The organism is Flavobacterium koreense (assembly GCF_054776075.1).
In genome coordinates this window covers 164,932-185,930 of sequence record NZ_BAAHCF010000008.1, presented here as the reverse complement: position 1 = coordinate 185,930, position 20,999 = coordinate 164,932, and the positions used below count along the sequence as shown (strand labels likewise).

Here is a 20,999-nt window from a genome sequence, read left to right as displayed (position 1 = left end):
AGTATCTAAAAAAGATACAGAAACAAGTTCAGTATAAATGAAAAAAAACTACTCTTCTCTATATATAATGTTAGTGCTTGTGGCGCTATTGTTTGGCATTTTTTATTTTATGATGCCTCAAAGTTATGACACAACTGAAGCGCCACTTTCGGAATTTTCAACCAAACGTGCTTTGGCAAAAGTGAAAGAAATGACAACCAAGCCACATTATGTGGGTTCGCAAAATCATGAAGTTGTTGCGCAATATTTGGTCAAAGAATTGCAAAATTTAGGTTTGCAAACGTCACTTCAAGAAGGTTTTACGATGACTGAAAAGGGCACTTTGGTAAAATCTAAAAATGTATTGGCAAGGATAAAAGGCACTTCTAATACAAAAGCATTGTTGCTGCTTTCTCATTATGATTCAGCGCCACATTCTTATTCTCACGGCGCAAGTGATGATGCTTCTGGTGTAGCAACTATTCTTGAAAGTGTTCGTGCTTTTTTACACACAAAAACAAAACATAAAAACGACATCATCATTTTATTTTCGGATGCTGAGGAATTAGGATTAAATGGCGCAGCGCTTTTTGTAACGCAACACCAATGGGCAAAAGAAGTTGGTTTAGTGTTAAATTTTGAAGCTCGTGGAAGTGGCGGACCAAGTTATATGTTGATGGAAACCAACGAAGGAAATGCCAAAATGGTTGATGGTTTTTCTGATGGGAAATTACGCTATCCGGTTTCGAATTCGTTGATGTATAGCATTTATAAAATGTTGCCGAATGATACTGATTTAACTGTTTTTAGAGAAAGTGGTAAAATTCAAGGTTTTAATTTTGCCTTTATTGACGATCATTTTGATTATCATACTTCGCAAGATAAATACGAACATTTAGATCCAAAAACATTGGCGCATCAAGGAACGTATTTGGTTCCGTTGTTGAACCATTTCTCTAATGCTGATTTGACGAACTTAAATTCCAAAAACGATAAAGTTTATTTTTCTATTCCGTTTTCATTTGTGAGTTATCCTTTTGAATGGATTTTGCCGATGTTGATTATTGCTTTCGGACTTTTTTTAATCTTCATTTTTATAGGTTTAGGAAAACAACTTTTACGTTTAGACGAGATTATAAAAGGATTTATTCCGCTATTAGGTTCGTTAATTATTGGTGGTGGAATTACTTTTTTGGGATGGCGAATTTTGCTTGCCATTTATCCACAATACAACGATATTCTTCACGGATTTACTTATAATGGTCACGATTACATCTATGGATTTGTGTGTTTGACGTTAGCAATTTGCTTTTTATTTTACGGAAAAACGGCTAAAAAATATTTGGAAATGAATCAGATGATTGCTCCATTATTTATTTGGTTACTATTAAATATTGGATTTTTCATGAAACTCCAAGGCGCAGGATTTTTAATAATTCCAGTAATTTCTAGCACATTTATGTTGGGATATTATGTGATTACTCAAAAAACAAATTCGGTTTTAAATCTGATTTTAGCAGTTCCAACTTTGGTAATCTTGGCGCCATTTATTCAAATGTTTCCTATTGGTTTGGGATTGAAAATATTGGTTGGAAGTTCGATTTTAACGGTTTTGAGTTTTGTTTTACTATTACCAATTTTTGGTTCGTTTACACAAAAGAAACTCTGGGCAACTTTGTTCTTTTTATTAGCCATTGGTTTCTTTATAAAAGCACATCAATCGAGTGGTTATGTTTATGGAAAAGCGAAACCTAACAGTTTGGTTTATGTTTTAAATGCTGATTCCAACAAAGCGAATTGGGCAACTTACGACACTAATTTAGACGAATGGACCAAAGGCTATTTGGGTGAAAATCCGAAAGATGCCAAATCATTAAATACTAATAAATTGTATAGCAAATATGGTTCAGAATTTATTTTTATGAGTGATGCACCTTTAAAAAATATTGCAAAACCAACGATTGAATTCCTGAAAGATTCTGTAATTGGAACGAAACGTTATTTGAAAATTAAGCTTTCGCCAAATAGAAAAGTAAACCGATATGATATTTTTTCTAATACAAAAATCAACAATCTGAGAGCCAATGGAGTAAAATCGATTGACTTAGAAAGTAAAATTTCGGGCAAAATAAGCAATAAGATTTTGAGTTATTATGTGGTGGATAATCTACCTTTGGAATTAGAATTTTCGATTTCTACAAGTGATAAATTGGATATGAATTTTGTAGAAAGTTCTTTCGATTTGATGACCAATCCAATATTTAGTATGGCGAAAAGACGTGATTGGATGATTCCGACGCCATTTGTTTTAACGGATGCTGTAATTGTGAAAGGAAAAGTGAAAGCGAGTGAAAAACTTGAAATTATGGTTGGATATTTACCTCCAAAAACAATAATAAAAGATACAATTAAATAAAAAAATTATGAGCAAAATGATTTTTCTAAACCTGATACTTTTAATCACTATGATTTCATGTCAAGACACTAATGAAAACGATACTACTTCGGATGAAATTTTATACACAATGCCCGAAGAATCTGAGCCTCATGAAGGAACTTGGTTGCAATGGCCACATCATTATCAATATGGTTTAACTTATCGAAATGAAATCGATCCAACTTGGGTTGCCATGACGCAAGCATTAGTTACAAGCGAAAAAGTTCATATAATTGCGTACAATGAAACTGAAAAAAATAGAATTATTGCTTTATTGACCGCTTCAAGTGTTTCTTTGACTAATGTAGATTTTAAAATTTATCAAACTGATGATGTTTGGGTTAGAGATAACGGACCAATTTATGTTCGCGATAAAAACGGAAATTTAGTAATTGAAGATTGGGGTTTTAATGGTTGGGGTGAAAAAGCTGACTTTGAAAAATGTGATTTGATTCCGGCAAAAATTGGAACTGACCAGAACAAAACGGTTGTAAACTTAAACAACGAAATGGTAAATGAAGGTGGCGCAGTCGAAATTGACGGAAACGGAACTTTATTGGCTACAAAAAGTGCTATTTTGAACACAAATAGAAATCCTGGATTGACACAAGCAGATGCAGAAGCGATTTTTAAAACTTATCTTGGAGTTACTAATGTAATTTGGCTTGATGGCGTTGCGGGATTAGAAATTACTGACATGCATATTGATGGTTTTGCTCGTTTTGGAAACGCTACCACAATTGTAACCATGAGCAATGCAAGTTTATTAGAATGGGATGTAACTCAAGCCGATATTAATAAATTATTGGCTGCGAAAAATAAAAATGGAGTTGCTTATACCTTTGTAAATTTACCGCTAACGCAAAATAATGTTATTACTGCAACCGGAATTAATCTTGGTTATAAAGGCTCGTATGTCAATTATTATATTGCTAATAATAAAGTTTTGGTTCCAAATTATAACGATGCAAATGATGCTGTTGCCAACCAATTAATTCAAAATTTATATCCTACACGAACAGTTGTTGGTATTGATGTTAGAAATTTATATGCAAATGGCGGAATGATTCATTGTGTAACACAACAGCAACCTGTAAATTAATGTCTCAAATTAGTATTTTAGGTTGTGGTTGGTTGGGATTTCCATTAGCAAAATCATTGTTAGAAAATGGATTTTCAGTAAATGGTTCTACAACTTCTGTAGCGAAAATTGCCGTTTTGGAAAAAGCCGGGATTTCAGCTTTTCAGATTAATTTATTTGAAGATAGAATTGAAGGAAATCTAGATTTATTTTTATCAAATTCAAATGTTCTAATTATAGATATTCCTCCAAAATTGAGAGGAAACTCCTCAGAAAATTTCGTTGCTAAAATCCAAAATATAATTCCATTCATAGAAAAATCATCGGTTGAAAAAGTGCTTTTTGTGAGTTCGACCTCGGTTTATGAAGATACTTCAGATTTGCGTAATGTTTCAGAAGAAACAATTCCAAATCCTGATACCGAAAGCGGAAGGCAATTGCTAGAAGCCGAACAACTTTTGCAAAGCAATAAAAATTTTCAATCTACAATTGTACGTTTTGGCGGATTGATTGGTGAAGACAGACATCCAATAAAATTTTTGGCAGGAAGAAAAAATATCGAAAATCCGGAAGGTCCAATAAACCTAATTCATCAAGTAGATTGCATTGGAATTATTGAGGCGATTTATGAAACCAATTCTTGGCAAGAAACTTATAATGCTATAACACCTTATCATCCAATTCGAAAAGAATATTACACTCATAAAGCAATCGAACTAAATTTGCCTTTACCTGAATTTGACGAAAGTAAAACTTCTATTGGGAAAACGATTTTGAGTGATAAAGTTACATCGGTTTTGAATTATGAATTTAAAAAGAAAACTTTATGAATTCAAACGATTTAATAGGAACTATTGGTGTTGGAATAATTCTTATTGCCTATTTTTTAAATATGTTTTCATTGATTCCAAACAATGGAAAGTTATTTTATTTACTTAATATTATTGGTGCAAGTATTGCTTGTTTTGCATCTTATCTTATTAATTATATTCCTTTCGTAATTCTAGAAGGAACATGGGCTTTGGTTAGTGTGGTTGGCTTGATTAAAAGTTGTAAATCTAATACTTAGTTGTAGGAAACCCTCTTTCCTCTGCCAATCTATTCATTTCAATTAAAAACTCTTCTTCTGTAACCACTTTTCCTTTTGTTGGCTTCTCTAGAATAAACATTGGCATTTTTTCTGGAGAAAGAATTTCAGTACAATAGTATTTTCTTTTTTTATCGGTTAACTCTAAAATTAATCCATCTAATCCGCCAAAATCTTTTGGTCCGATTTGATATTTTAATGCTGGTGCATACCAAGCAATGGTATAAAATGTTTTGTCTTTACCTTTAATTGTTTTAACCTCTGTTGAAACTGCTTTATAACAAGTGTAACCTAATATTTCTTTGGTTTCGTTTGATAATTCCCATTTAAAGTCTTTTTGTTTTTTATTGACGATAAAATAATTATCCAAAAATATCTTTTGCTCAATATAGTTATTAGTTAAACCATCAAAAAAATAATTACTGTCGCCACCCAAAGCTTTTCCCATGTGAGCTTCAGAAAAGGACATCTTATCATGTAAAAACCATAAAGATTCCTTTCCCTTAATTCTTAATGAATAAGTTAAATCTTCTAATTGTTGTTCCATTTTAAGAAGATATTCTTTAATTGACTTCGAATTTTCATCTGTCGGATCATACATAGATTCTGAACTTGTAACTTTGTAAACAAACTCCATTTTTTCTTGAGAAAACCCAAAAAAGCCGAACAATAAAACCAATACTACTATTTTTTTCATTTTAAAAATCTTTATGTTAAAACGATAAAAGGCACAATTTCTTGTGCCTTTTAATGATTTTATTTTACCAAATCTTAACTCGATTCTCTGGCTTAACATATAATTTATCTGTTTCTTTAATATCGAATGCTTTATAAAATTCATCAACATTTACTAAAGGAACATAAGCACGATATTGTCCTGGAGAATGCGGATCCGTTTTTACTTGATTTTTAATGGCTTCATCACGCATTTTACTTCTCCAAATAGTTGCCCAAGAAATAAACAAACGTTGCTCTGGTGTGTAACCATCAATTAATCCAGGATTTCCATTTTGTTTTAAATGTATTTGTAATCCATCATAAGCAGCGTTAATTCCACCCAAATCACCAATGTTTTCACCAAGAGTAAATTTGCCATCAACAAATGTTCCAGGCAATGGTTCTAATGCACTGTATTGAGCTGCCAATGCACCACCAAGTCCTGTAAATTGTTTTAAATCATCTTCTGTCCACCAATTTACAAGGTTTCCATCAGCATTGTATCTTGAACCTGAATCATCAAATCCATGAGAAATTTCGTGACCAATTACCGCTCCAATTCCGCCATAATTTACAGCTTCATCAGCTTTGTAATCATAAAACGGTGGTTGCAAAATGGCTGCTGGAAAAACAATTTCATTGTAAGATGCATTATAATATGCATTTACAGTTTGTGGTGACATTCCCCAACGAGTTTTGTCTACTGGTTTTTGCAAATCATCGATATTATTTTGAAAACCCCATTTAGATAAACTTTTCATGTTATCATAGTAGTTTCCGCCTTCTTCAATACTCTTAATTTCTAATTTAGAATAATCTTTCCATTTGTCTGGATAACCAATTTTAACAACCGATTTTCTCAATTTATTGATTGCTCCTTTTCTAGTTTCAGGAGTCATCCATGGTAAATTATTGATTCTATTTTCAAAAGCTAAAAAGATATTATCTATCATTTTTCTTGCTTTTTCTTTAGCTTCAGCTGGAAATTTTTGTTCAACATACAGTTTCCCTAATGCCTCACCAACGGTTCCGTTTACAACTTGCAAAGCTCTTTCTTCTCTTGGACGTTGTGCTTTTGCTCCTTGTAGTGCTTTACTGTAAAAATCCCAATTTGCCTTTTCTAAATCGGTAGTTAAAACATCTGAAGATTTATTTAGTAATGACCAACGTAAATAGGCTTTCCATTCGTCAATTTTATTTTCTTTAAAAATAGTTTCAAGAGCCGTCATGTATTTTGGTTGCGATACAATAACTGAATCCAATTTTGAAATTCCAACACCTTTAATATAGCTATCCCAATTTACCGATGGCGTTAATTTTTGTAAATCAGCAACCGACATTGGATTGTAAGTCTTTCTTCTATCTCTTCTTTCTACTCTGTCTAATCTTGGCGTTGCCATAGCAGTTTCAATAGCTAGAACTTTTTTAGCATTAGCTAAAGCAACTTCTGGTTTATCACCTATAAGTTGAAGCATTCTTGCTACGTGAGCAACATATTTTTCTCGTTTTTCTTTAGAATCAGCATCTTCAGAAACATAGTAATCTCTATCAGGCAAACCTAAACTTCCAAGTCCAATATTTACAACATTTCTGTTGCTGTTTTTTGCATCTGGACCAACTCCAATTCCATAAAAACCTAATCCACCTTGGGGTTGCATTTCAATAATTAACTTATTTAAATCGGCAATAGATTTTACGGCATCAATTTTAGCTAAAGTTGATTTTATTGGTTTTATTCCAAGTTTATTTCTTGAAATAGTATCCATATAAGTTTTATAAACATTAACCGCTTTTGCTTGATCTGATTTTGGATCTAACTTTTTTGACGCAGCATCTTTTAAAATTGCCAAAGCATCTTTATCTGTATTTTGACGTAATTCATCAAAGCTTCCCCAACGTGTTCTATCGGCTGGGATTTCTGTTTTATCAAACCATGTTCCATTTACATATCTAAAAAAATCATCTCCTGGTTTTACTGACTTATCCATTAAATCAAGATTGATTCCTGGATTTTTTTGTTGTGCATTAATTTGATTTAGAGCAAACAAACTTGCTACAACAAAACCATATTTAATTGTATTTTTCATTTTTAATTTGATTGTTTCTACAAATCTATTCATTTTTTCATTAATCAAATGTTAAAAATCACTTAATCACAAGTACAATAATTAACGATAATCTGTGTAAACAAAAGTTGTTTCGTAATTTTGCAAAAAAAACATATGCTTTCCAAATTAAAACAATATAGAATATTCATTGGTTTTTTTGTCATTTTTTCGATTGTTACCATTAGTGCTTTTTACTCAGTTTTAAAACCAAAACCTAAACTTCCTATATTCAACCCAAGTGATGTAAATCCTGAATTAGTTGATTCTACGATACAATATGTTGCCATAGATCACGAAATTGCTGATTTTAAATTTACCAATCAAAACGGCAAAGTTGTTACCCAAAAAGATTATGAAGGAAAGATTTATGTGGCTGATTTTTTCTTTACAACTTGTCCAACAATTTGCCCAAAAATGACCAATAATATGGTTTGGTTACAAAATCAAATTAAAAATAATCCTAAAGTGATGCTCTTGTCACATTCGGTTACACCAGATATTGATAGTGTTCCTGTTTTGAAAAAATATGCTTTAGAAAAAGGTGTGATTGATAGCAAATGGAACTTAGTTACAGGAAATAAAAAAGACATCTATTATATTGCAAGAAAATCGTATTTAGCAGTAAAAACTGGTAAGCCAGAGGAAATGTATGATATGGTTCATACAGAAAATTTTGTGTTGGTCGATTCAAAAAGAAGAGTGCGCGGATTTTATGACGGAACCAATCTTGACGGACCAACAGAGCCCGGAATTAAAAATGTAAAACAACTTTTGGAAGACATCTCCATACTTTGTGATGAAGAAAAGTAGTTAAATTGAAACTTAACTCATAATTATATCGTAAACAAGGTTAAATAAAATCTTAAACTTGACAATAATCATGTTTTTTAAGTTTCAAATTCTTATTTTTGTATTTTAATTCAATCTAAATAAAGCTTTGGAAACCACAATTGCTCATCTTAAAATTGGTCAAAAAGGAATTATATCCGATTTTAATATCGATGAAATTCCATTGAAACTCCTAGAAATGGGCTGTCTTCCTGGCAATACCGTTGAGTTAATTCAAATTGCGCCTTTTGGTTGTCCGCTTTATTTTAATGTCAATGACTCTCATGTGGCTATTAGATTGGAAACTGCAAAAGAAATTAATGTGGTCATTGAATCTAAAAATTAATGGCACAAGAAAATATTAAAGTAGCGCTAATTGGTAATCCAAACACTGGTAAAACATCTGTTTTTAATCAGCTAACTGGCTTGCACCAACAAGTTGGAAACTATCCTGGAATTACTGTTGAAAAAAAGATTGGCTCATGTAAATTATCTGAAAATGTTAAAGCAACAATTCTTGATTTGCCTGGAACCTATAGTTTAAATGCAAGCTCAATCGATGAAAATGTCGTGATTGAATTGCTGATGAACAAAAAAGATGAAAATTTTCCAAATGTAGTTGTGGTAGTTACTGAAGTTGAAAATTTGAAACGAAACTTACTTCTTTTTACTCAAATAAAAGATTTAGAAATTCCAACGATTTTGGTTATCAACATGAGTGATCGAATGAAATTAAAAGGAATTGAATTAGATATTCCTCATTTAGAACAAGAATTAAAAACTAAAATTGCTCTTGTTAGTTCTAGAAAAAATTTGGGTATTGATAAAATCAAAGATTTAATTCTTAATTATAAATCACTTTCAACCGAGCCTTGCTTAAATGCTTCAAGTATTGATGTTGAATATTTTGACAAATTAAGAAAAGCCTTCCCCAATCAATTAGTTTACAAACTTTGGTTGGTCATTACTCAAGATGTAAATTTCCTAAATTTAGAGCGAAACGAAATGAAAAGTTCGTTTACAAAATCGCATGCCGATTTAAGACGATTGCAACAAAAAGAAACCATAAAACGCTATCAATTCATCAATGATACTTTAAAAATTGGTCAAACCATTGACAATACTAAAGCATCTGATATTAGAAATAAATTAGATAGAGTTTTAACTCACAAAATTTTTGGTTACCTAATCTTCTTCTTTATCTTGTTTGGAATCTTTCAATCCATCTTTGATTGGTCAAGTATTCCAATGGATTTTATTGATAGCACATTTGCCAATTTGGCTTCTTATGCAAAAACCCATCTTCCAGCAGGTGAATTTACAGATTTAATAAGCGAAGGAATAATTCCAGGAATTGGCGGAATCTTAATATTTATTCCACAAATTGCATTTTTATTTCTGTTTATTTCTGTTTTAGAAGAAAGTGGTTACATGAGTCGTGTAGTTTTTTTAATGGATAAATTAATGCGTCGATATGGACTTTCTGGAAAAAGTGTTGTACCATTAATTTCAGGAACCGCTTGTGCCATTCCTGCCATTATGGGTGCAAGAAATATTGAAAATTGGAAAGAAAGATTAATCACAATTTTAGTTACACCTTTCATAACTTGTTCAGCAAGATTGCCTGTTTATGCTATTCTTATAGCTTTAATAATTCCTGAAGAACGCGTTTTAGGATTCATAAGTTTACAAGGTTTAACTTTAATGGTTTTGTATCTTTTGGGATTTGTTGTAGCCATTTTTTCAGCCTATATTTTAAATAAAATTCTGAAAATAAGTTCCAAATCTTACTTTGTGGTTGAAATGCCTAGTTATAAAATTCCTTTATTTAAGAACGTAGCCATAAATGTTTTAGAAAAAACTAAAGCATTTGTTTTTGGAGCTGGAAAAATCATTTTAGCCTTATCAATTATTTTGTGGTTTTTGGGTTCGCATGGACCAGATAAAGATTTTAAAAATGCTCAAAAAATAGTAGAACAAGAAGTTTACTCAAGTCCGACACCAATAAATCCATCTGTAATTCCTGATAGAATTTCCGAATATAAATTGGAACATTCCTATATTGGATACATTGGTAAATCTATTGAGCCTGTAATAAAACCATTAGGATACGATTGGAAAATTGGGATTGCTGTAGTAAGTTCTTTTGCCGCACGTGAGGTCTTCGTTGGAACGCTTGCAACTATATACAGTGTAGGAAGTCATAGCGATGAAGAAGCAACCATAAAAAACAGAATGGAAGCCGAAATTAATCCTGATGGAACAAAAATTTTCAACTTTGCTACAGGAATTTCATTACTCCTTTTTTATGCTTTTGCAATGCAATGTGTGAGTACTTTAGCTATTGTAAAAAAAGAAACTAACTCTTGGAAATGGCCAATAATTCAATTGGTTTTCATGAGTGGATTTGCTTATGTAACTGCTTTAATTGCTTATCAATTTTTGAAGTAATGGTACAAGAAATTCTAACTTATATTGCTTTGGCTATTGCTCTACTTTTTTTGTATCAAAAGTTTTTTGGTAAAAAAAAGCCTAAGAAAAATTGTGGGAATGATGATTGTGGATGCAGTTAATCATTATAAGTAATAGATATAAATTGCTTTTTAGGTTTTACAACAATTCCTTCTTTTGGGTATGGTAAAACGGTAATCCATTTTATATTTCTAGAACTTTCAGGTAAATAGTTCACCAACCATTTTATATTTTCCTCTTTATTTTTTGAGTTCAGTGTCAATCTTTTTTCTTCAATCAATTGTTTGTCTTTGTAAACTTCAATTATTACCGAAACTTCTCCAGCCCATACACAAGTCACACCTTCTGGACAACGAGAATCGTCAAAAACACTTTTCAATTTTAAATAATATCCTTTTTTTGGAATGCATTTTTTTGGTGTTATTTTCTCTATTTTCTGTGAAAAGAGAGAAAAACTGAAAAGTAAAAATGAAAGTAATACTATTTTTTTCATAGTTCAAATATATCATATTTTATCCTAAGGCAACATCCAAAGTCATCATTACAATAAATCCGCCAATTAATCCTAAAGTAGCAATATCTGTATTCTTATCCTGTTGTGTTTCTGGAATTACTTCTTCAACCACTACAAATATCATCGCTCCAGCTGCAAATGCTAATGCATATGGCAAAAGCGGTGTAAAAAAAGTAACTGCAACGGCTCCTAAAACCCCTGCAACTGGTTCTACTAAAGCAGATGATTGTCCATACATGAAACTTTTCCAACGGCTCATTCCCATTCTGCGTAACGGCATTGAAACAGCAATTCCTTCAGGAAAATTTTGAATTCCAATTCCAATGGCTAAAGTTACTGCTCCAGCAATTGATGCTTCAGGAATTCCGGCGGCAACTCCGCCAAATAAAACTCCAACGGCTAAACCTTCAGGAATGTTGTGCAAAGTAATTGCTAAAACTAACAAGGTAGTTCGTTGCCAAGGTGATTTTACACCTTCAGTTTCTTGAAAATTAATGTGTAAATGTGGAAGTAGTTTATCTAATCCAAAAATAAAAAGTGCACCCAATCCAAATCCAACTGCAGCTGGAATTACTTTTACAAATCCTTCACCTTTACTCATTTCAATTGCAGGTGCAAGCAAACTCCAAAAACTTGCCGCTATCATAACGCCTCCAGTAAAACCAAGCATTCCATCGAGAACTACTCGATTCATATTCTTAAAAAAGAACACAAATGAGGCTCCAAATGCAGTTAGAAACCAAGTAAATAATGTGGCATACAAAGCTGCTAAAATCGGGTCAATACTCTCGAAATAATCTAAAATTGTTTGAAACATATTATTTTACATATAAATTATTAGCAATTTTATTTGATATCGTTAATTGTCTTGAATCAATCTGAACTAGTAAAGTATCATCAAAACTTTCTTTCTCTTTAACAGTGATTTTTGAACCTAATGCAATTTTTTGCTTATCTAAATACTGTAAAAATTCTGACGAAGAATCTTTAACACCAACACATTGATATTCTTTGTTTAATTCAGTTTCAGATAATAATAATTTGTTTATTTTTTTAATCTCTCCATCAGCATTTGGAATTGGATCTCCATGCGGGTCAAACAATGGAAAATCTAAAAAAGCATCCAATTTATTAATCAAATTTTCTGATTTTATATGTTCTAATTCTTCTGCGATTTCGTGAACTTCATCCCAAGAAAAATTAAGTTTATCTACCAAAAAAACTTCCCACAAACGATGCTTTCTTACAATCATTTTGGCAGAATAAAAACCTTTATCAGTCAAAGTAACACCTTGGTATTTTTGATAGGAAACCAACTCTTTTTCAGATAATTTCTTCAACATATCAGTTACCGACGAGGCTTTTGTATCTAACATTCCTGCAATTGCATTAGTGTTAACTCCTTTCGGAGAAACTAATGATAAATGGTAAATTACTTTAATATAATTTTCTTCAGAAATAGTCATTTTGAATCAATATTTTGACAAATATAATACTATTTTCAATTTGTTTTAAAATATTTTTTAGTTTTGTCTAAAAATTAATTTATGAAAAACAAAATTTTGTTGTTATTTCTACTCATCTCAACTTCAATTTATTCTCAAACGACAGAACCAATTCAAGCGGATAGACCCGATCAAACGGAAACTCCTGCACTCGTACCAAAAGGAATGTTTCAAGTAGAAACCGGATTTACTTTTCAGAAAAATGATGCTCTTAGTAAATCATTAGGTTTGCCTTCAACTCTTTGGAAATATGGTGTAAATGATAATTTTGAATTACGATTAATAACCGAATTTTTATCCGAAGAAATTAATAACAAAAAACTCAAAGGATTTACACCGGTTTACGTTGGTTTCAAAGTAAAATTGGCCGATGAAAATGGAATCATTCCAAAAACTTCTTTTGTAGGACATATTTCGTTACCAAATGCAGCTTCGAAAGAATTTAAAACAGAGTTTTTTGCACCTGAATTTCGATTTGTGATGCAACATACTTTATCAGAAAAAATATCATTTAGTTATAATCTTGGTACAGAATGGGATGGGTTTTCTGCTGAGCCAACTTTTATTTACACCAATGCAATTGGATATTCTATTTCAGATAAATTGGGCAGTTATATTGAAATTTTTGGTTTTATACCACAAAAAGAAAAGTCAAATCACAGTATAGATGGCGGAATTACTTATTTGATAAACCATAATTTTATGTTAGATTTGTCATCAGGCATTGGAATTTCAAAAAATGCTCCCAAAAACTATTTTGCTTTTGGTTTTTCATTTCGAATATAAATGCAACACTACCATTACATTTTCACAGGTTCAGGATTATCGGCTTTAATGACCGTTTATGAAATGATTTTGTCTGGAAAATTTAAAGATAAAACTATTTTATTATTGGATGAAAATCCAAAAAAGTCTAATGATAGAACTTGGTGTTTTTGGAACAATTCTACCCAATTTGATGAAATTGTATCCAAAAAATGGGATGTTGCACTTTTTGCTGATGAAAACTTCCGACGAAATTTAGATTTGAATCCGTATCAATATAAAATGGTTCGCGGATTGGATTTTTACAATTTGGTTTTCGATTTAATTTCTAAACAAGATAATATACATTTTGTAAATCAAAAAGTAATCGATTTTGAAGAATTAGGAAATCATTGCATCGTAAAAACAGAAAATCAAAATTATACTTGTAATAAAATTTTCAATTCGATTTACAATCCATCTCTTGTAAAAAGTCAAAAGAAATATCCCTTATTACAACAGCATTTTATTGGTTGGTTTATCAAATCGAAAGAAGAAGTATTTGATAAAAACAAAGCGACTTTCATGGATTTTTCTGTTGAACAAAGAGGAAATACACGATTTATGTATGTTCTTCCAACGTCTTCAACCGAAGCTTTATTAGAATATACTTTGTTTTCTAAAGACTTACTTTCTAAAGAAGAATACGAAAACGAAATTCAAAAGTACATTCAAAAGTTAGGAATTAAAGATTACAAAATCATCGAAAAAGAACAAGGAAATATTCCGATGACGAGTTATAAATTTTGGAAACACAACACCAAAAACATCATAAATATTGGTTCGGTTGGCGGATGGACAAAAGCAAGTACGGGTTATACATTTAAAAATACCACCAAAAAATCGAAAGCATTAATTCAGTTTTTATCCAAAGAAACCGATTTTAGAAAATTTCATAAAATGGATAAATTTTGGTTCTATGACTTATTATTTTTAGATGTTTTGTTTAAAAATAATGAGCTAGGTTCAAAAGTGTTTTCATCGCTTTTCAAAAAAGGAAATCCGACTTTAATTTTCAAATTTCTAGACGAAGAAACTACGTTTTGGGAAGATTTACAAGTCATTTGGAAATGTCCAAAAGGTTTGTTTGTTAACGCGTTGTTAATGAGGATTTTTAAATAATCATCTTTTCTATCTTTATCAAAATTTATAAAGATGAAGAAAATCATTTTACTAGTTACTCTCTTTTCATTTTCAATTTCATTTGCTCAAGAAGGTAAAAATGCAGCGCAGGAAAAAATTATTGAAGAATTTCTAACCAATTGTGCGCAACGATACAATTACAATACAAGAATGTCAGATTGGCAAAATTGTTTGGATAATGGATTAGCAAAAGACAGTACAATTGCCTACTTATGGCAAGAAAAAGCAATGCCTTATTTTAAAGCAAGAAAATATGAAATTGGAATGCCATTTCTTGACAAAGCCGTAAAATATAATGCAGAACGATGGCAACCTTATCGAGGTTTTATGAAATGCATTTTCTCAAAATCTTATAAAGATGCCATTGAAGATTTAGAAGATTGTAAGAAAAAATTTGGTAATGGTTATGTTATGGATCATACGTATGATTTTTATATTGCTATTTCCTATTTACAATTAAATGAATTTGAAAAAGCAGAAAAAATTCTTCAAAACTATGTAGATGAAATTTATAGAGACCGAGATAAATTAGAACATCCAACGGCTTATTTTTATTTGGGAATTGCAAAATTTGAATTAAAAAAATTTGACGAAGCCATTGCTGTTTTTGATAAAGCTCTGAAAGTATATCCTAATTTTTCAGATGTAAAATTTTATAAAGCAATATGTTTAATTAGAAATGAAAAAATAGAAGAAGCAAAAACACTATTGAAAGAATCAGAAGCAGATTATAAAATTGGTTACAAATTGAATGAAGATAACACCATTTATGAAACGTATCCTTATCAGAAAAAATGGGACAAACAATAACATCTATCAAACGATAACAAATGTTTATGATTTGATTGATTCTAAAAATTAGAATTCTATTTATCTTTGCAGAAGATTTTCAAAATCTAAAATTTTATATCTAATACTTAAAAATTAAAAAATATGTATCCAGAAGAAATGGTAAAACCAATGCGAGCAGAACTTTCTGAAGCAGGTTTTCAAGATTTATACAGTGCAGAAGAAGTAAAAAATGCAATTAAAACAGAAGGAACAACATTAGTAGTTGTTAACTCTGTTTGTGGTTGTGCTGCAAGAAACGCTCGTCCAGGAGCAAAAATGAGTTTGGACGGAGCAAAAAAACCAGATCATTTAGTAACCGTATTTGCTGGAGTTGACAAAGAAGCTGTTGATGCTGCAAGAGAAGAAATGTTTCCGTTTCCTCCATCATCACCGAGTATGGCTTTGTTCAAAAATGGTGAATTAGTACATATGTTAGAACGTCACCACATTGAAGGTCGTCCAGCTGAAATGATTGCTGAAAACTTAAAAGACGCTTACGCAGAATTCTGTTAAGCTTGCCACAAAGACACTAAGTCACTAAGATTTTTACCGCAAATTCACAAATTACTTTCTTCAAAAAAGATAAAAATTTGCGAATTTGCGGTAATTTTTTATAATTCTTAGTGAACTTTGCGAAAAAACTTTGCGGCTTTGCGGTAAAAAATTAACTTTGCATCCGAATTCTTCCATTTAGAATTCAAAACATATTTCTCACTTAAACGTTTATAGCATGCAACTGTATAACACCTTAAGCGCAGAAGAAAGAGCTCAATTAATTGATGAAGCCGGAAAACAACGTCTTACATTATCTTTCTATGCGTATGCCAAAATTGAAGATCCCAAAAAATTTCGCGACGATTTATTTATCGAATGGAACAAACTCGATGCTCTTGGTCGAACTTATGTAGCCAAAGAAGGAATAAATGCTCAAATGAGTGTTCCAGCAGAAAACTTTGAAGCATTTAGAGAAACTTTAGAAGCTTATGAATTCATGCGTGGCATTCGTTTGAATGTTGCCGTAGAACACGATGATCATTCGTTTTTGAAATTGACTGTAAAAGTTCGAGACAAAATAGTAGCCGACGGTTTGAACGATGAAACTTTTGATGTAACCAATATTGGAGTTCATTTAAAAGCAAAAGAATTCAACCAAATATTAGAAGATCCAAATACTATTGTTGTTGATTTTAGAAATCATTACGAAAGTGAAATCGGTCATTTTAAAGGTGCGATTACTCCTGATGTGGAGACTTTTAGAGAAAGTTTGCCGATTATCAACGAGCAATTAAAAGACTTTAAAGAAGATAAAAATTTGGTGATGTATTGCACTGGAGGAATTCGTTGCGAAAAAGCATCAGCCTATTTTAAACACCAAGGTTTTAAAAACGTATTCCAATTGGAAGGCGGAATTATTAATTATGCCAAGCAAATAAAGGAAGAAAACATCGAAAGTAAATTCATTGGAAAGAATTTTGTTTTTGACCATAGATTAGGAGAAAGAATTACCGACGATATCGTTTCGCAATGCCATCAATGTGGAAAACCGTGCGACAATCACACCAATTGTGAAAATGATGGTTGTCATTTATTATTCATTCAATGTGATGATTGTAAAGCTGCAATGGAAAACTGTTGTTCAAAAGAATGTTTAGATACCATTCATTTGCCTTTAGTAGAACAAGTAAAATTAAGAAGAGGAAAACAAGTTGGAAATAAAGTTTTTAGAAAAGGGAAATCTGAAAATCTGAAATTCAAACATTCAGGTGATTTGTCTGATAAATCTTTGGCTGTTGCCGAAAAAACTAGAGACATTCGTCAGAAAATAAAAATTAAAAAAGTACTTCTTGGTAATGTTCAACATTACTATGTAAAAGCTCAAGTTGGACTTTTTATCATTGAAAATAACGAATTAAACATCGGAGATAAAATTCTAATTTCGGGTCCAACAACTGGAAATCAAGAATTAGTTTTAGAAAAAATGTTGGTTAACGGAAATGAAAATACTGTTGCAAAAATTGGTGATAAAGTAACCTTCGAAGTGCCTTTTAGAGTAAGATTATCAGATAAATTATTTAAAATTATCAGCTAATGACAACTTCAGGAAAAATAGAACTTATGGCTCCAGCAGGAAATTTCGAATCTATGCAAGCCGCTTTAGATAATGGTTGCGATTCAATATATTTTGGTGTGGAACAATTAAACATGCGTGCAAGAGCGACAGTAAATTTCGTTTTAGATGATTTGCCAGAAATTGCTCGTAGATGTAAAGAGAAAAACGTTAGAACTTATCTAACTTTAAATACAATTATTTACGATCACGATTTATCGATTGTAAAAACACTTTTGACCAAAGCTAAAGAAGCTGGAATTACTGCTGTAATCGCATCTGACCAAGCAGTGATAATGACTGCAAGAACCATCGGAATTGAAGTACATATTTCTACTCAATTAAATGTAACTAATATTGAAACGGTTAAATTTTATGCGATGTTTGCCGACACAATTGTACTTTCAAGAGAATTGAGTTTGCGTCAAGTAAAAAAAATCACTGATGACATCGAAAAAGAACAAGTAAAAGGTCCAAGCGGAAATTTAGTAGAAATCGAAATCTTTGGACATGGTGCTTTATGTATGGCGGTTTCTGGTAAATGTTATTTGAGTTTACATTCGCATAATTCATCGGCAAATCGTGGTGCTTGCAAACAAAATTGTCGTAAAAAATATACAGTAATTGACCAAGAAAGCGGTTTCGAAATTGAAGTGGATAACGAATATTTAATGTCACCAAAAGATTTATGCACTTTAGATTTTCTTGACCAAGTAATCGATTCTGGAATAAAAGTTCTAAAAATTGAAGGTCGTGGACGCGCCGCAGATTATGTGGCAACGGTTATAAAAACTTATCGTGATGCTATCGATTCTTATTACGAAGGAACTTTCACAAAAGAAAAAATCAATACTTGGATGGAATCGTTATCAACGGTTTATAATCGTGGTTTTTGGAGTGGTTATTATTTAGGGCAAAAGTTAGGCGAATGGTCGGATAATCCTGGTTCGAGTGCTACTCAAAAGAAGGTTTACGTTGGAAAAGGAGTACATTATTTTGCAAAATCCAATATTGCGGAGTTTAAAATTGAAGCTTACGATATCAAAAAAGGAGATAAAATTTTAATTACTGGTCCTTCAACTGGTGCACAAGAACTGGTTTTGGAAGAAATGTTTGTTAATGACATCCATTCTGAAAAAGCTACTAAAGGCGATAGTTGTACAATGAAAGTACCGTTCCGAATTCGTTTATCCGACAAAATGTATAAAATTGTAGAAAACTAATGGTCATTGTAACACTACAAAGAGATAAATGTATTGGCTGCAATTATTGCGTCGAAATGGCGCCTGCACAATTTCAAATGTCAAAAAAAGATGGAAAATCGGTATTGATAAAATCTTCAAATAGCAAAGGATTTTACACTTTAAAATCAACCGATCACGCCATTGTCGAATACTGTGAATTGGCTGAAAAAGCTTGTCCTGTTCATATAATTTCGGTAAAAGAAACTTAAAATCAATTGTTTGCAAACTGTTTAAATTCCAAATTCTAAAGGATTATTTCACCCTTAGTTTTTGGGATTTTTTTATTGGAATTTATTTTATAAAAATACTATCTTTACCAATTAATCGTTTTATGAACTTAAATTGCTTTCTAGCAATACTACATATATAATTATGGCATGTACAAGTTGTTCAACTTCTGATGGCGGTGCGCCTAAGGGTTGTAAAAATAATGGGACTTGCGGCACCGATAGCTGCAATAAATTGACCGTTTTTGATTGGTTGGGAAATATGAATTTGCCAACAGGAGAAGCTCCATTTGATTGTGTTGAAGTACGCTTTAAAAATGGACGTAAAGAATTTTATAGAAATACTGAAAAACTTACCTTAAGTATCGGCGATATCGTTGCAACTGAAGCTTCGCCAGGTCATGATATTGGAATTGTTACTCTTACTGGCGAATTGGTAAAAGTACAAATGAAGAAGAAAGGTGTTGACCATAAAAGTGCTGACATCACTAAAGTATACAGAAAAGCTTCTCAAAAAGATATTGATATTTGGAGTGAAGCTCGTGATAAAGAAGAACCTATGAAAGTGAAGGCAAGAGAAATTGCTATTGCTTTAAAACTTGAAATGAAGATTTCTGATATCGAATTTCAAGGTGATGGTTCAAAAGCTATTTTCTATTACACGGCAAATGATCGAGTAGATTTTCGTCAGTTGATTAAGGAGTTTGCACAAGTATTCAAAACGCGTATTGAAATGAAACAAGTTGGTTTTCGTCAAGAAGCATCGCGTCTTGGTGGAATTGGTTCTTGTGGAAGAGAGTTGTGTTGTTCTACTTGGTTAACCGATTTTAGAAGTGTAAATACGTCGGCAGCTCGCTACCAACAATTATCATTAAATCCTCAAAAATTAGCAGGACAATGTGGTAAATTAAAATGTTGTTTGAATTATGAATTGGATACTTATCTTGACGCATTAAAAGATTTTCCAGATTTTGAAACCAAATTATACACTGAAAAAGGTGATGCAATTTGCCAAAAACAGGATATTTTTAAAGGATTGATGTGGTTTGCTTACACTGATAATTTTGCTAATTGGCATGTTTTAAAAATAGATCAGATTAAAGAAATAGTAGCTCAAAATAAAGAGAAAAAACGTGTTTCTTCATTAGAAGATTTTGCAATTGAAATTGTTGTTGAACAAGAAGCTAACTTCAATAATGCAATGGGGCAAGAAAGTTTAACTCGATTTGACCAACCAAAAAAGAGCAAGAATAAAAATAAAAACAGAAATAAAAATAAAGCTCAAAATCCAAACACAAATCAAGGAGAAAAAACTGCTTCAAACCCTAATTCAAAACCAAATCAAGGTCAAAATCCAAACGAGCGAAAAAGAAATGACGAAGGAAATCAAAAACCTCAAAATAAAAGACCTATAATCATTAAAAAGAATGAAGATAAAAAATAGCATACTGTTTATTTTAGTAGCGCTTTTAGTTATTTCGTGCGATAAAAAACGTGTTTTCGACGAGTATAAATCAGTTGGAAATTCTTGGCATAAAGACAGCGTTGTGACATTTAAGTTACCTCAATTTGATAGTTCAAAAAAATACAACTTGTTTGTAAATGTTAGAGATAATAATGATTATCCGTTCAATAATTTGTTTTTAATTGTCGCATTAGAACAGCCTAATAAGAAAACATTGGTTGATACATTAGAATATCAGATGGCGAATCCGGATGGAACACTTATGGGAGAAGGGTTTTCTGATGTAAAAGAGAGTAAACTTTTTTATAAAGACAAAGAAGAATTCAAGTTAAAAGGAGAATATAAAGTTCACATCAAGCAAGCGGTAAGGCAAACTGGAAAAGTAGCCGGAGTTGAAAACTTAAAAGGAATTACTGAAATAGGTTTTAGAGTAGAATCTTTAGACTAGAA

The 20,999-nt window shown here is 31.5% G+C and carries 21 protein-coding genes; 16 read left to right on the top strand and 5 right to left on the bottom strand.

The window, feature by feature from the left end:
* Window positions 1-37: 37 nt before the first annotated feature.
* Genes ACYU7A_RS04395 through ACYU7A_RS04380 form a run of 4 tightly spaced genes read left to right on the top strand, consistent with a single transcriptional unit; the run spans window position 38 to window position 4,566 of the window.
* A complete protein-coding gene (locus ACYU7A_RS04395; RefSeq protein WP_460574391.1) occupies window positions 38-2,395 on the top strand; it encodes a M20/M25/M40 family metallo-hydrolase in 2,358 nt (785 codons plus the stop codon).
* 7 nt (window positions 2,396-2,402) lie between these two features.
* Window positions 2,403-3,518: an agmatine deiminase family protein gene (locus ACYU7A_RS04390; protein WP_460574389.1), complete on the top strand. Its 1,116-nt coding sequence runs from the start codon at window positions 2,403-2,405 to the stop codon at window positions 3,516-3,518.
* Window positions 3,518-4,327, top strand: coding sequence for an NAD(P)H-binding protein (locus tag ACYU7A_RS04385; RefSeq protein ID WP_460574387.1), 810 nt, complete (start codon window positions 3,518-3,520; stop codon window positions 4,325-4,327). The genes ACYU7A_RS04390 and ACYU7A_RS04385 overlap by 1 nt, the downstream gene beginning before the upstream one ends.
* Window positions 4,324-4,566 (top strand): CBU_0592 family membrane protein, encoded by a 243-nt coding sequence (locus tag ACYU7A_RS04380; protein WP_460574385.1) that lies wholly within the window; start codon window positions 4,324-4,326, stop codon window positions 4,564-4,566. Before ACYU7A_RS04385 ends, ACYU7A_RS04380 begins: the two co-directional genes overlap by 4 nt.
* On the opposite strand, the gene ACYU7A_RS04375 is transcribed toward ACYU7A_RS04380, so the two are convergent.
* Together ACYU7A_RS04375 and ACYU7A_RS04370 are read right to left on the bottom strand one after the other, a co-directional pair.
* A complete protein-coding gene (locus ACYU7A_RS04375) occupies window positions 4,556-5,281 on the bottom strand; it encodes a GLPGLI family protein (RefSeq protein WP_460574383.1) in 726 nt (241 codons plus the stop codon). The two genes, ACYU7A_RS04380 and ACYU7A_RS04375, sit on opposite strands and share 11 nt — an antisense overlap.
* Window positions 5,282-5,345: 64 nt before the next feature.
* Window positions 5,346-7,388, bottom strand: coding sequence for a M13 family metallopeptidase (locus ACYU7A_RS04370; protein ID WP_460574381.1), 2,043 nt, complete (start codon window positions 7,386-7,388; stop codon window positions 5,346-5,348).
* Between the two features lie 135 nt (window positions 7,389-7,523).
* On the opposite strand from ACYU7A_RS04370, the gene ACYU7A_RS04365 reads away from it, so the two are divergent.
* From ACYU7A_RS04365 to feoB, 3 genes are all read left to right on the top strand, one after another.
* A complete protein-coding gene (locus ACYU7A_RS04365; RefSeq protein WP_460574379.1) occupies window positions 7,524-8,219 on the top strand; it encodes an SCO family protein in 696 nt (231 codons plus the stop codon).
* Window positions 8,220-8,346: 127 nt separating this feature from the next.
* On the top strand, window positions 8,347-8,583 hold the full coding sequence (locus tag ACYU7A_RS04360) for a FeoA family protein (protein ID WP_345091368.1): 237 nt from the start codon (window positions 8,347-8,349) through the stop codon (window positions 8,581-8,583).
* A complete protein-coding gene (feoB, locus tag ACYU7A_RS04355) occupies window positions 8,583-10,688 on the top strand; it encodes a ferrous iron transport protein B (protein WP_460574376.1) in 2,106 nt (701 codons plus the stop codon). The genes ACYU7A_RS04360 and feoB overlap by 1 nt, the downstream gene beginning before the upstream one ends.
* A gap of 118 nt (window positions 10,689-10,806) precedes the next feature.
* Here feoB and ACYU7A_RS04350 read toward each other — a convergent pair whose 3' ends face one another.
* The 3 genes from ACYU7A_RS04350 to ACYU7A_RS04340 are packed head-to-tail and all read right to left on the bottom strand — an operon-like array spanning window position 10,807 to window position 12,689.
* Window positions 10,807-11,202, bottom strand: a complete 396-nt coding sequence (locus ACYU7A_RS04350) for a hypothetical protein (protein ID WP_460574374.1) — start codon at window positions 11,200-11,202, stop codon at window positions 10,807-10,809.
* Window positions 11,203-11,221: 19 nt separating this feature from the next.
* A complete protein-coding gene (locus tag ACYU7A_RS04345) occupies window positions 11,222-12,040 on the bottom strand; it encodes a ZIP family metal transporter (RefSeq protein WP_460574373.1) in 819 nt (272 codons plus the stop codon).
* A 1-nt stretch (window position 12,041) separates the two neighbouring features.
* Window positions 12,042-12,689 (bottom strand): metal-dependent transcriptional regulator, encoded by a 648-nt coding sequence (locus ACYU7A_RS04340; protein WP_460574371.1) that lies wholly within the window; start codon window positions 12,687-12,689, stop codon window positions 12,042-12,044.
* Window positions 12,690-12,770: 81 nt separating this feature from the next.
* On the opposite strand from ACYU7A_RS04340, the gene ACYU7A_RS04335 reads away from it, so the two are divergent.
* The 9 genes from ACYU7A_RS04335 (at window position 12,771) to ACYU7A_RS04295 (ending at window position 20,997) form a co-directional block, all read left to right on the top strand.
* Window positions 12,771-13,514, top strand: a complete 744-nt coding sequence (locus ACYU7A_RS04335; RefSeq protein WP_460574368.1) for a transporter — start codon at window positions 12,771-12,773, stop codon at window positions 13,512-13,514.
* Window positions 13,515-14,654, top strand: coding sequence for a lycopene cyclase family protein (locus tag ACYU7A_RS04330; RefSeq protein ID WP_460574366.1), 1,140 nt, complete (start codon window positions 13,515-13,517; stop codon window positions 14,652-14,654).
* 33 nt (window positions 14,655-14,687) lie between these two features.
* The gene (locus ACYU7A_RS04325) at window positions 14,688-15,485 is read left to right on the top strand and encodes a tetratricopeptide repeat protein (protein WP_460574364.1); all 798 of its coding nucleotides are present in this window, start codon (window positions 14,688-14,690) and stop codon (window positions 15,483-15,485) included.
* Between the two features lie 123 nt (window positions 15,486-15,608).
* Window positions 15,609-16,019 carry a BrxA/BrxB family bacilliredoxin gene (locus tag ACYU7A_RS04320; RefSeq protein ID WP_298117920.1) on the top strand — a complete coding sequence of 137 codons (411 nt, stop codon included), beginning with the start codon at window positions 15,609-15,611 and terminating at the stop codon, window positions 16,017-16,019.
* A 217-nt stretch (window positions 16,020-16,236) separates the two neighbouring features.
* A complete protein-coding gene (gene trhO, locus ACYU7A_RS04315; RefSeq protein ID WP_460574362.1) occupies window positions 16,237-17,595 on the top strand; it encodes an oxygen-dependent tRNA uridine(34) hydroxylase TrhO in 1,359 nt (452 codons plus the stop codon).
* Entirely contained in the window at window positions 17,595-18,836 is a 1,242-nt protein-coding gene (locus tag ACYU7A_RS04310) for a peptidase U32 family protein (RefSeq protein WP_460574360.1), read from the top strand. The genes trhO and ACYU7A_RS04310 overlap by 1 nt, the downstream gene beginning before the upstream one ends.
* Entirely contained in the window at window positions 18,836-19,066 is a 231-nt protein-coding gene (locus tag ACYU7A_RS04305) for a ferredoxin (RefSeq protein WP_460574358.1), read from the top strand. Before ACYU7A_RS04310 ends, ACYU7A_RS04305 begins: the two co-directional genes overlap by 1 nt.
* A gap of 163 nt (window positions 19,067-19,229) precedes the next feature.
* Entirely contained in the window at window positions 19,230-20,528 is a 1,299-nt protein-coding gene (locus tag ACYU7A_RS04300) for a PSP1 domain-containing protein (RefSeq protein ID WP_460574356.1), read from the top strand.
* A complete protein-coding gene (locus tag ACYU7A_RS04295) occupies window positions 20,512-20,997 on the top strand; it encodes a gliding motility lipoprotein GldH (protein ID WP_396145341.1) in 486 nt (161 codons plus the stop codon). The genes ACYU7A_RS04300 and ACYU7A_RS04295 overlap by 17 nt, the downstream gene beginning before the upstream one ends.
* The last annotated feature ends 2 nt before the right edge of the window (window positions 20,998-20,999 follow it).